This is a genomic window from Vibrio sp. JC009 (assembly GCF_029016485.1).
Classification (GTDB): Bacteria; Pseudomonadota; Gammaproteobacteria; order Enterobacterales; family Vibrionaceae; genus Vibrio.
The window spans coordinates 2,650,056-2,661,929 of record NZ_CP092106.1; the positions used below are offsets into that span (position 1 = coordinate 2,650,056).

At 45.2% G+C, this 11,874-nt stretch carries 12 protein-coding genes and 1 other RNA gene; 8 read left to right on the plus strand and 5 right to left on the minus strand.

Going from position 1 to position 11,874, the window contains the following annotated elements; translation table 11 throughout:
- Positions 1-94: 94 nt before the first annotated feature.
- Together dnaK and grpE are read right to left on the minus strand one after the other, a co-directional pair.
- Positions 95-2,020, minus strand: a complete 1,926-nt coding sequence (gene dnaK / locus L3Q72_RS11750; RefSeq protein ID WP_275130138.1) for a molecular chaperone DnaK — start codon at positions 2,018-2,020, stop codon at positions 95-97.
- Positions 2,021-2,249: 229 nt separating this feature from the next.
- On the minus strand, positions 2,250-2,867 hold the full coding sequence (gene grpE, locus L3Q72_RS11755; RefSeq protein WP_275130139.1) for a nucleotide exchange factor GrpE: 618 nt from the start codon (positions 2,865-2,867) through the stop codon (positions 2,250-2,252).
- A gap of 181 nt (positions 2,868-3,048) precedes the next feature.
- Between grpE and nadK the strand changes: the two genes are divergently transcribed.
- The 3 genes from nadK (at position 3,049) to bamE (ending at position 6,193) form a co-directional block, all read left to right on the plus strand.
- Positions 3,049-3,933, plus strand: a complete 885-nt coding sequence (nadK, locus tag L3Q72_RS11760; RefSeq protein WP_275130140.1) for an NAD(+) kinase — start codon at positions 3,049-3,051, stop codon at positions 3,931-3,933.
- 111 nt (positions 3,934-4,044) lie between these two features.
- Complete coding sequence (gene recN / locus L3Q72_RS11765; protein ID WP_275130141.1) at positions 4,045-5,706, plus strand: DNA repair protein RecN; 1,662 nt, start codon at positions 4,045-4,047, stop codon at positions 5,704-5,706.
- A gap of 124 nt (positions 5,707-5,830) precedes the next feature.
- Positions 5,831-6,193: an outer membrane protein assembly factor BamE gene (bamE, locus tag L3Q72_RS11770; RefSeq protein WP_275130142.1), complete on the plus strand. Its 363-nt coding sequence runs from the start codon at positions 5,831-5,833 to the stop codon at positions 6,191-6,193.
- Between the two features lie 38 nt (positions 6,194-6,231).
- On the opposite strand, the gene L3Q72_RS11775 is transcribed toward bamE, so the two are convergent.
- Both L3Q72_RS11775 and L3Q72_RS11780 read right to left on the minus strand, forming a co-directional pair.
- Positions 6,232-6,582, minus strand: a complete 351-nt coding sequence (locus L3Q72_RS11775) for an RnfH family protein (RefSeq protein ID WP_275130143.1) — start codon at positions 6,580-6,582, stop codon at positions 6,232-6,234.
- Positions 6,582-7,010, minus strand: coding sequence for an SRPBCC family protein (locus L3Q72_RS11780; protein ID WP_275130144.1), 429 nt, complete (start codon positions 7,008-7,010; stop codon positions 6,582-6,584). The genes L3Q72_RS11775 and L3Q72_RS11780 overlap by 1 nt, the downstream gene beginning before the upstream one ends.
- Positions 7,011-7,160: 150 nt before the next feature.
- On the opposite strand from L3Q72_RS11780, the gene smpB reads away from it, so the two are divergent.
- The 4 genes from smpB to L3Q72_RS11800 all read left to right on the plus strand — a co-directional run bounded on the left by smpB (position 7,161) and on the right by L3Q72_RS11800 (position 10,030).
- The gene (gene smpB / locus L3Q72_RS11785) at positions 7,161-7,646 is read left to right on the plus strand and encodes an SsrA-binding protein SmpB (RefSeq protein WP_275130145.1); all 486 of its coding nucleotides are present in this window, start codon (positions 7,161-7,163) and stop codon (positions 7,644-7,646) included.
- Positions 7,647-7,715: 69 nt separating this feature from the next.
- Positions 7,716-8,082: a transfer-messenger RNA gene (gene ssrA, locus L3Q72_RS11790) on the plus strand.
- A 167-nt stretch (positions 8,083-8,249) separates the two neighbouring features.
- Positions 8,250-9,488, plus strand: coding sequence for an integrase domain-containing protein (locus tag L3Q72_RS11795; protein ID WP_275130146.1), 1,239 nt, complete (start codon positions 8,250-8,252; stop codon positions 9,486-9,488).
- Positions 9,488-10,030: a hypothetical protein gene (locus L3Q72_RS11800; protein WP_275130147.1), complete on the plus strand. Its 543-nt coding sequence runs from the start codon at positions 9,488-9,490 to the stop codon at positions 10,028-10,030. Before L3Q72_RS11795 ends, L3Q72_RS11800 begins: the two co-directional genes overlap by 1 nt.
- Positions 10,031-10,158: 128 nt before the next feature.
- Here L3Q72_RS11800 and L3Q72_RS11805 read toward each other — a convergent pair whose 3' ends face one another.
- Entirely contained in the window at positions 10,159-10,503 is a 345-nt protein-coding gene (locus L3Q72_RS11805; RefSeq protein WP_275130148.1) for a hypothetical protein, read from the minus strand.
- 204 nt (positions 10,504-10,707) lie between these two features.
- Between L3Q72_RS11805 and L3Q72_RS11810 the strand changes: the two genes are divergently transcribed.
- Positions 10,708-11,826, plus strand: coding sequence for an IS630 family transposase (locus tag L3Q72_RS11810; protein WP_275130149.1), 1,119 nt, complete (start codon positions 10,708-10,710; stop codon positions 11,824-11,826).
- The last annotated feature ends 48 nt before the right edge of the window (positions 11,827-11,874 follow it).

Sequence of the window (11,874 nt, forward strand, 5' to 3'; positions counted from 1 at the left end):
TCAATCTCATCTACAAACTTGCGGGCGAAAGGAAAAACCCGACGCCCGCAATGAATTTTACTTAAGGATTATGCCTTACGGCACAAGAAGTTAATTACTTCTTCTCGTCATCCTTAACTTCTTCGAACTCAGCGTCTACAACGTCATCGTCTTGAGACTGCTGTTCTGCACCAGCTTCAGCGCCGCCAGCTGCTTGCTGTGCCTGAGCCTGCTGCTGAGCGATTTCCATCAGCTTCTGAGCTGCAGTCATCAGAGCCTGAACTTTAGCGTCGATAGCTTCTTTGTCGTCGCCGTTCTTCGCTTCTTCAAGTTCTTTGATTGCTGCTTCGATCTTCTCTTTCTCGTCTGCTGGCAGAGCGTCACCCGCTTCTTCCATTTGCTTACGAGTACCGTGAATCATCTGATCAGCCTGGTTACGTGCAGTTACTAACTCTTCGAACTTCTTGTCCGCTTCTTTGTTAGCTTCTGCTTCTTGTACCATCTTCTCGATATCATCATCGCTCAGACCGCCAGATGCCTGGATAGTGATCTTCTGCTCTTTACCAGTCTGCTTGTCTTTTGCAGATACGTGCAGGATACCGTCCGCATCAAGGTCGAATGTTACTTCGATTTGAGGCATGCCGCGAGGTGCTGGCTGGATACCTTCAAGGTTGAACTGACCAAGAGACTTGTTGTACATAGCCTGCTTACGCTCACCCTGTAGAACGTGGATAGTTACCGCGCTCTGGTTGTCTTCTGCTGTAGAGAACACCTGGTTCGCTTTCGTCGGGATAGTTGTGTTCTTCTCAACCAGCTTAGTCATCACGCCACCCATAGTCTCGATACCAAGAGACAGTGGAGTTACGTCAAGAAGAAGTACGTCTTTAACGTCACCAGCAAGAACACCACCCTGTACCGCAGCACCCATAGCTACAGCTTCATCAGGGTTAACGTCACGGCGAGCTTCTTTACCGAAGAACTCAGCAACTTTAGCCTGAACCATTGGCATACGAGTCTGACCACCAACAAGAATAACGTCAGTGATGTCGCTTACAGACAGGTCTGAATCCGCAAGAGCAACTTTTAGAGGCTCAAGAGAACGCTGAACAAGGTCTTCAACAAGTGCTTCAAGTTTTGCACGAGTTACTTTGATGTTCATGTGCTTAGGACCAGTCGCATCCGCAGTAACGTAAGGTAGGTTTACGTCAGTCTGCTGAGTAGAAGAAAGCTCGATTTTCGCTTTTTCTGCTGCTTCTTTAACACGCTGCATTGCAAGAGGATCGTTCTTAAGATCGATGCCCTGCTCTGATTTGAACTCGTCTACAAGGTAGTTGATCAGACGGTTATCAAAGTCTTCACCACCAAGGTGAGTGTCACCGTTTGTAGCAAGTACTTCGAAAGTCTTCTCGCCTTCAACTTCGTCGATTTCGATGATAGAGATATCGAAAGTACCACCACCAAGGTCGTAAACAGCGATAGTGCGATCACCGCCTGATTTGTCCAGACCGTAAGCCAGTGCAGCCGCTGTTGGTTCGTTGATGATACGCTTAACTTCAAGACCTGCGATACGGCCGGCATCTTTAGTTGCCTGACGCTGAGCATCGTTAAAGTAAGCAGGAACAGTGATTACTGCGCCAGTTACTTCTTCGCCAAGGAAGTCTTCAGCTGTTTTCTTCATCTTCTTAAGAACTTCAGCAGAAACCTGAGGAGCCGCCATTTTCTGGCCTTGTGCTTCAACCCAAGCGTCACCGTTGTCAGCCTTAACAATGTTGAAAGGCATGATTTCGATATCACGCTGAACTTCTTCGTCTTCAAAACGACGACCGATAAGACGCTTAATAGCGAATAGAGTGTTTTGTGGGTTGGTTACCGCTTGACGTTTCGCAGGCTGACCAACTAGCGTTTCGCCGTCTGTATAAGCGATAACAGATGCTGTGGTACGCTCACCTTCAGCATTTTCGATTACGCGTGGTGCGTCGCCGTCAAGTACAGCAACACATGAGTTAGTAGTACCTAAGTCAATACCAATGATTTTACCCATCAGGTTATCTCCGAGAATTCAGTTAATTCATTTCTGTTACCCCCTAGATGGGGGCTGTGAATCGGGATTCAACCCCACTCACATTAATGTTTCTTTGTGTATGCACCTTAAATAAGGTCAGTGAATGGGTTTTCAAGGGAAAAATGGAAATTTTTGCCAGAATTTTTCGACACAAATAAAAAAAGGCCACTAAACAGCAGCCTTTCAAAACTCAGTTGTCTGGTATCTGTTACTTAGAAACCATAACCATTGCAGGGCGAACAACACGACCATTCAGCTCGTAACCTTTCTGCATTACGAACATAACCGTGTTTGGTTCAAAATCTTCGCTTTCCTGAATAGACATTGCCTGATGGAATTCAGGGTTAAATGGCTGACCTTCAGGGTTAATCTCTTTAAGGCCGAATTTAGCAACGGTATCGATAAACGTTTTGTGAGTCAGTTCCACACCTTCAACCACTGGCTTAACCGCTTCGTTTTCCATATCTGCGTGGCTAATAGCACGCTCAAGGTTATCGATGACCGGCAGCAGTTCTTCAGCAAACTTGTTAAGCGCGTATTTACGAGCCTTGTCAATTTCCTGCTCAGTGCGACGACGCATGTTATCCACTTCCGCTTTTGCACGAAGAACAGAGTCCTGCTGCTCTTTTACTTTAGCTTCGCTTGAAAGCAGTGCAGCTTCCAGCTGAGCAATCTTAGCTTCCTGCTCATCCTGCGCATCACCTTCTTCATTCCAATCGATATCAGCGTCAGAACCTACAGCTTCCACTTCTTCCTGAGCTTCTTCCTGCTCAACAGTTTCCTGCTTCAGTTCTTCTTCATTTACCTTATTTTCTTCGTTACTCATGATATCTCCAGACTTCGGAATTCTATGTTCAAAGCAAGCAACTGACACTTTTCCACATTAACGGGATAAATTGCTCGCTAAATTGTTCAACTTGCCCTTATTATGGGGATAGATAATTCGGAATCAAGCATCTGAGCGTGTTAATCTCTCATTGCTCTAAATAAGTAATTGGATCATCGGCATGAATAAGCCTTTCAACGTTATCGGCATAATCGGTAAACCCCGCAATCACAAGGCAGTACAAACCCACAAAGAGCTCTTTTGCTGGCTTCAATCACAGGGCTACACCACCTTAATTGATGATCGCCTGATCGATATTCTTGAAGATATTGATAACGAAAATTTTACTTCTTTGGTCAATATCGGTGAGCAGGCCGATCTTGCGATAGTGGTTGGCGGTGACGGTAACATGCTGGGTGCAGCCCGTGTGCTTTCCCGTTTTGATATCAGCGTCATCGGCGTTAACCGCGGAAACCTGGGCTTTCTGACCGACCTGAACCCGGAAGATTTCCAGCAAGCGCTGAAAAAAGTGCTGGACGGGCACTACCTGACCGAAGAGCGATTCCTTCTTGAAGCCGAAGTGTATCGCCACGGAAAACAGAAAAGTCACAGCGCCGCACTGAACGAAGTGGTTCTCCACCCGGGTAAAATCGCTCATATGATTGAATTTGAAGTCTATATTGACGACTCCTTTGCCTTCTCCCAACGCTCTGACGGTCTGATTATTTCTACCCCGACGGGTTCAACGGCTTATTCATTGTCTGGTGGCGGCCCTATTCTGTCACCGAGCCTGAATGCGATTTCTATTGTTCCTATGTTCCCACATACTCTTTCCAGCAGGCCTTTAGTTGTTGATGGAAACAAAAAGGTCAAACTCTCTGTTTCTCCGGATAACAGAGGTACTCAGGAAGTCAGTTGTGACGGTCAGATATCGCTTCCGGTTTCACCTTCAGATGAGATCGTGATTTACCAAAGCCCCAATGTGTTAAAACTGATCCACCCGGAAGATTACAGCTACTATCACGTTCTGAGAAACAAACTAGGCTGGTCGAGTAAGTTGTTTTAACTCACATTAATGAACTGTTCATAAAAAAGTCACCCGTATGACTTTACTGTATAAAGAAACAGTATATACTGTTCTCTTATACAGTAATGTTTGGTTATACAGGTATTCAAAATGCTGGCTCATTTAAGTGTTAATAATTTTGCTATTGTTAAATCGCTGCAACTTGAACTTTCAAAGGGCATGACAACCATCACCGGTGAAACCGGTGCCGGTAAGTCTATCGCCATTGACGCATTAGGCCTTTGCCTTGGCGGTCGCGCCGAAGCAAGTATGGTCCGTCAGGGAGAAGATAAAACCGAAGTCTGCGCAGCCTTTTTACTGGATAACAATGTTAACGCTACCCGCTGGCTGGAAGACAACGAACTGCTAGATGGTAGTGAGTGCATACTTCGCCGTATTATCACCAAGGACGGCCGCTCCAGAGCCTTTATCAACGGAAGTCCTGTTCCGCTTTCCCAGCTAAAATCACTGGGTCAGAAGTTAATCAATATCCATGGACAGCACGCTCACCACCAGTTGATGAAGAGTGAATATCAACTTTCCATGCTTGATCAGTATGCAGGCCATGGCGAGCTTATTAACAAATCTCAACAGCACTACCAGACCTGGCGTCAGGCTCAGAACAAGCTAAAAGAGCTGCGTCAGAACAGTGCTGAAAACGAAGCACAAAAGCAGCTTCTTGAATACCAGATCAAAGAGCTTAATGAGCTTGCCCTTGAAGAGAATGAATTTATTGAACTTGAGCAAGAACATAAAAAGCTGGCTAACAGCGGCGAACTGGCGACCAACTGCCAGCAAGCAATTGAGCTTATTTATGAAGGCGAAGAGGTCAATGCCCTTAGCATTCTTCAGACAGCCTCCTCGTCACTGATTCAACTGGCCGAACTTGATTCTCAGCTAGCCTCACTGCCGGCTATGCTGGATGAAGCTATTATCCAGATTGAAGAGACCAACAACGAACTTCGCAGCTATCTGGACTCCATTGATGTTGATCCGGAAAGAATGGCCTTTGTTGAAGAGCGCTTCTCTAAAGTCATGTCTATCTCCCGTAAACACCACGTCATGCCTGAAGAGCTTTATGCTCACCACCAGGATCTGCTTAAGCAGATTGAAGAGTTGGACTGCTCGGATGAAAAACTGGATGCTCTGGCTGAAGAAGTGGATAAGAAAAAAGAGAAATTCCTTTCCAGTGCAGAAAAACTCAGTAAATCTCGCCGACGCTACGGAAGAGAACTGGATAAGCTGATCAGTAAAAGCATGCATGAACTGAGCATGGAAAAAGCCAAGTTCAGCATTGATATCGCCAGTGATGAAAAACACGCCTCTCCGCTGGGTATCGATCAGATCACTTTCCTTGTGTCCACTAACCCAGGCCAGCCAATGCAGCCAATTGCAAAAGTAGCCTCTGGCGGTGAGCTTTCGCGTATTTCTCTGGCCATTCAGGTAATCACGGCTCAGAAAGTTGATACACCAAGCCTGATTTTTGATGAAGTGGATGTGGGCATCAGTGGCCCGACAGCGGCAGTGGTTGGCAAAATGCTGAGAACACTTGGCGAATCCACTCAGGTGCTTTGTGTGACTCACCTGCCTCAGGTTGCCGGTTGCGGCCACCAACAGCTATTTGTCGCTAAGCAGACAAAGGCTGGCAAAACAGAAACCCAGATGCGTACTCTGAATGAAGACCAGCGCGTATCTGAACTGGCAAGACTACTGGGCGGAAGCCAGATTACCGAAACCACACTGGCAAACGCCAAAGAACTGCTGGCCGCTTAATGAAACTAAATCTGAAATCTGCTGTCTGAGTTAAAAGTACCAATAAAGTCCCTTTTACATCTTGGCTGAGCTTGTTTATCATCAGCCAAGATTTTTGAAATACACAGATTAAGAAATTTCAGTTATGCAGTTGAAAAAGTGGTTAGCCGTCATCCCACTAGCGGTAACGATGATGACAGGTTGCTCTGTAGCGGAGAAGCTTGTATACCGAATCGACATCAATCAGGGTAATTATGTTGAACAGCAAGCGGTCGATCAGCTTAAGTTTGGCATGAGCAAAGAGCAGGTTCGCTATGTTTTAGGCTCACCTATGCTGGTTGAGAATGGGTACCCAAATACCTGGTACTATATTTATCACCATACTCAAGGACACAAAGATTCTATCCAGAAGAACCTGTTCGTTTATTTCAGTGACGATGGCAGTCTGCTGAACATCGACGGCGACTTCCCGACAGGTGAAGGCTTCTTCGAAAGAGTCCACTACTAATTGTAGAAGAGCTGGCCACATGCCAGCTCTTCTTTTATCTATTTCTTTCTTAGCTCGTTTGGCTTACCACCTGTAACAGGGTCCGCTTTTCCGGAAGCTTTTGCCTGCTCAGCCCGCTTGCGCCTGATTTCTTTGGGGTCAGCAAGCAATGCCCTGTAGATCTCAATTCTGTCTCGGTCACGCACAGTCGCGTTCAATTTAACGTTGCGGCCGAACACGCCCACTTTATTCTTTGCCAGATCTATCTCAGGGTACATCTCCAGTACACCCGATTGCTTGATGATCTCTTCCACCGTCTGAGACTTATCTACCGCCTCAGTAATCACTCGCTGCTCATGTGGCAAAGCATAAACTACTTCTACATGAATCATGTCAGACTCGATATTCATTAATACACCTGCTTCGCTCTTTTGGTGAAGGCACTCACCATGTTATTAGTTAATTCAGAAAACACCTTACCAAAGGCCACTTCCACCAGTTTGCTGGAGAACTCAAAATCCAGCTTAAGTTCTACTTTGCACGCCTGCTCATCAAGTTCGGTAAAGTACCAGCCCCCTTTCAGAGACTTAAATGGACCGTCCACCAGCTCCATCATTATCTCCTTCCCTGAAACCAGAGTATTTGAAGTGGTAAAGGTTTTGCGTATTCCAGCTTTAGATACATCCACAGAAGCGACCATTTTCTCCGGATCCGACTCAATGATCTTTGAGCCGGAACAACCTGGTAAAAATTCAGGATAGCGTGACACATCGTTAACTAAATCATACATCTGCTCAGCGCTGAAGGAGACCAGTGCTGAACGTCGAACTTGAGGCATACTTACTCTCTGTATTACTAAACCAGTGCAACTACGAACAAATCATTCCCGTAAGCATTGGTAATCTTGTGACGAAAAAAGCGTTTTTCTAAAACTAACCGAAAAATAAGGATTTCCCAATAAGGGGACGATCCGTATAATGAGGCCATTATGGCAAAGAAAAAATCAAAAACCAAAGCTGGTAGCAATACCATCGCACTGAACAAAAAAGCCCGTCACGAATATTTTATCGAAGACGAAGTTGAAGCAGGTCTTGAGCTACAGGGTTGGGAAGTAAAATCCCTGCGCCAGGGCAAAGCCAATATTGCTGAAAGCTACGTTTATATCAGAGACGGTGAAGCCTTTGTCAGTGGCATTACTATCACGCCTCTAAACCAGGCATCAACACATGTTGTGGCTAACCCAACGCGCGTTCGTAAGCTATTATTAAATAGAAGAGAGCTGGACAATCTGTTTGGCCGTGTTAACCGTGAAGGTATGACACTCACCGCGCTTTCTCTGTACTGGTCCCGCTCTTGGGTAAAAATCAAGATCGGTGTTGCTAAGGGTAAAAAGCTTCACGACAAACGTACTGATATGAAAGAGAAAGATTGGGCACGCGATAAAGCTCGTATTATGAAGAGCAAATTGCGCTAAACTTAATCAACTGAACCTGCAAGTGCTAGACAGTGTAACGTTTTCTGGTACTATGCTCGTTCTACCTCAGGGGCTGATCTAGGATTCGACGGGAATTTTGCAGTCTGAGGTGCATGCCGTGGGGCGGTTGGCCACGTAAAAAGCCGCAAAAAAATAGTCGCAAACGACGAAAACTACGCACTAGCAGCTTAATAACCTGCTCAGAGCTCTCTCGCCCTAGCTTCCGCACGTAAGACGGGGAATTACGAGAGATCAAACCCAAACGCGCTAGCCCGGATTCTCCCGCCTGAGAGATGAACGGCGAATTCTAATTCAGGATAGTCATTCATTCGCGTGTCGGTTCGCAGGTGGGTGGTGAAATTAAAGATCGACTAAGCATGTAGTACCAAAGATGAATGGTTTTCGGACGCGGGTTCAACTCCCGCCAGCTCCACCAATTCAACATCTAAAGACGTCCAAGGGCGTCTTTTTTTGTGCCAGCAACAACCAAAAATCAATAAGTTATCGTCTTTTTGCGTCTAATGCCGTATTACCCCGACTTGCTTTTATATTACCCCTAGCGTTACCCTTACCTTGAGGAAGTAAATTTATGGGGTAATGGAAATGGCAAAATCTAAAGGTCTAACCGATAAAGTTATCAAGCAAACACCAACAACAGGCAAGGAATACACCTTATCCGATGGTGACGGATTACAGCTTCGAGTCCGTCCCAATGGCTCGAAATCATGGCAATTCAGATACAGACACCCACACACCAACAAAATCAGCAAAATGGCTCTAGGCTCTTATCCAGCTTTAGGCTTAAAAGATGCTCGCAAACTCACGATCTCTCACAATGAACAAGTCGCTCTAGGTATCGACCCAAAAGAAAAAAAAGAACAAGCTAAACAAGAGCACCAAGCCCTATACGAACACACGTTTAAAAATATTGCGGTGAAATGGTTTGAAATGAAAAAGCCCGAAGTAACACCCGATTACGCTACAGATATTTGGCGTTCTTTTGAACTTCACATATTCCCCCATCTAGCCGATACACCTATCAGCCAGATCACAGCACCAGACACAATTGAGATAATGCGACCTATTGAAGCAAAAGGCAGCCTAGAAACAATTAAGCGGCTCTCTCAGCGTCTTAATGAGGTTATGGATTACGCTGTAAACCACGGCTTTATTCATGCTAACCCCCTTTCTGGTATCCGTAAGGTTTTCAAGAAACCGAAGAAAGAACACATGAAAGCCCTTACCCCGGCAGAACTACCCGAACTGATGGGGGCAATTGCAAACGCCAGCATAAAGCGAACAACTCGATGCCTAATAGAGTTTCAGCTACACACTATGACTCGACCAAGTGAAGCGGCAGCAGCAGAGTGGAGTGAGTTTGACCTCAAAGCGAAAGTATGGACGATTCCAGCCAAGCGCATGAAAAAGCGCAGAGAACATCGAATACCACTAACCGATCAAGTATTGGGTTTATTGGAAGTGATGAAAGCAATTAACGGATATTCAGCTTTTGTTTTTGCCTCAGCCTCAGACCCAAAGAAGCCAAGCGACAGCCAAACCGCTAACATGGCTCTAAAACGTATGGGCTTTGCTGGTCGCTTAGTAAGTCACGGTTTACGCTCTCTCGCATCTACCACACTCAATCAGCAAGGTTTTGAGTCTGATCTAGTAGAGGCAGCACTAGCACATGTTGACGGTAACGAAGTCAGAGCCGCATATAACCGAACTGATTACCTAGAACGCCGCATACCTATGATGCGCTGGTGGAGCGGTCACATTGAACAGGCGTCACAAGGCAGTCTATCAATGACAGGCTTTAAAGGCTTAAAGGTGGTGGGCTGATGAATGACTTACGATATGATATTCATAGCTGGTTTGACTTAAAAATAGCTTCTGGACATACCCCCAAACAGAAAGTAGACAAAGTTTGCGCTGATATTTTTGATAGAAAAGAAGTCAAACGGAACACTCAAACCCGCTTATTATTTTTGCTGGATGTTCAGGAAACACTAGAAAAAGCTGAATCAGTACCGCCAGCAAAAGCCGAACGTATAAAAAGAGAGTGCGCCAGAAGAGTAGCCGAAGCTTTAGGTTTAACAACATCTACAAAGATTGGACAAGGGCGACCACGAGCTGTATCTGACTCAGAGCTGATCAAACTTTTAGATATGTTTCTTTTTAAGAGATACGGCTGCAAAAAAATCGATGACCTAACCCTTTATGAAACCTTCACAAGTTTTTTCAGAGAAGTAGACGAGCTACCAAATAAAACAACCGCATGGAATTTTGTCTCCAACTTAAGCAATACGACAAGTTCAGCGATAGAGAAGCGATATAAATCCCTCAAAGAAAAAACTCTGAACGAACTAAAAGCACCGAGCTAACCCTTTTGTTATATAAATTAACAAAATCCCTATCTGGCAGACTAGTACCTAAACACAGAAGTTATGATCGATTGAATTTAGTACACCAAGGTGGTGTCTCACCTCTTTGGTGCACTAAAGCTGCATAATTAAATAACCGGTATCTGGGAGTCAGGCAAAGTCACCCGAATACTTCGCGGTTTACGCGGCTGTTTTTCAATAAGCCCTTTTTTCTCCAGGTTTTTAATCATCTGATTAACAGTGGGAGCGGTTACTTTAAAGTAGTGCTCCATTTCGGCATAAGCCGGAGGAAAGCCACGAATCTTGGTGTATTGATGAATAAAAGCCAGATATTGACCTTGTTTCTCCGTGTACGGAATATCCGGCGGCTCCGGTAGCGATAATAATAGTTCAGCCGGAACATTAACAAAAAGACTTCGGGCAACACCGGGGGACTTAATTATCCACTTTTTCTTTTCCAGATTTTTTATCATTTGATTCACTGTAGGAGCTGTGACTTTGAAGTAAGCCTGGATATCAGCGAAGGCTGGCGGGATCCCTCTCAATCGTGTGTACTCGAGAATATAAGTCAGATATTTTCGTTCTTTTTCCGTAAATGAGTAATTTTCAGGGTCAGGGATCGACACAGCAAGCCTTTTGTGATCAAGTATGGTGGTTATCAATACCGAGATTGTGCCATGAATGTCAAATACGTTGTAGAGCTGAGTAATGAAGAACGAGATACGTTAATAAAACTCACGTCAAAAGGTAAGGAAAGCGCCAGAAAACTCAAAAGAGCCCAACTGTTATTACTTGCCGATGACGGCAAGCAAGACAAAGACATTGTCGAACTGCTTCATATCAGTACATCAACCATTTACCGGACCAAGAAACGATTTGTCGAAGAGGGTTTGCCTGAAGCTTTGAATGAAGGAAGAAGAACAGGTTGCCCGCGCAAGCTCGATGCTGTCAGTGATGCATTGTTGACGGCCATTGCCTGTAGTGAGCCACCAGAAGGTTGTGGCCGGTGGACATTAAACCTAATCGCCGATGAATTTATGGCCTTGGTGGAAGGAGAATCGATATCAGTTGAGACGATTCGAAGGCAGCTCAAGAGCAACGATTTGAAACCCTGGCAGAAAAAGATGTGGTGCGTTGGTGATATGAATGCCGAATATATTGCCCGCATGGAGCATGTGCTTGACTTGTACAGTCGTCCAGCTATTCCCGATGAACCACTAATCAACTTTGATGAGGCGATGAAACAATTGGTGGCAGATATTAAGCCATCAACTCAGGCTAAGTCAGGGCAACCTCCGAGAGAAGACTATGAATACAAGCGAGTGGCGGTGGCTAATCTGTTCATGTTTTATGACTGTCACCGAGGGTGGAGAAAAGTCAAAGAAACAGAAAATAAAAAGGCTGAGGACTTTGCACAATGTATGAAGGAGTTGGTGGATATCCACTACCCTGAAGCTAAGAAAATTCATGTCGTGATGGACAACTTTGGCACGCATACAGAGGCTTCACTCTATAAGGCATTTGAACCAGCAGAGGCCCGGAGGCTTCTGAGCCAATTGGAATTTCACTATACCCCTAAGCATGCCAGTTGGCTGAATAAAGTGGAAATTGAAATAGGGGTCATGAACAGACAATGTCTGAATCAAAGGATCCCGACATGGGAGAAATTACGCAATGAACTGGATGCGTGGGAAACGCGAAGGAATCAGGAAAAAGCTTCTATCAACTGGCAGTTTGACATAGAAGCAGCACGAGAAAAGTTCACCAAAGCCTACGCCAAACTACGAAAGAAATAGCGTAGGCTCAATATGTCAGAACTTATGTGTCGGAGTACTAGTTGTCAC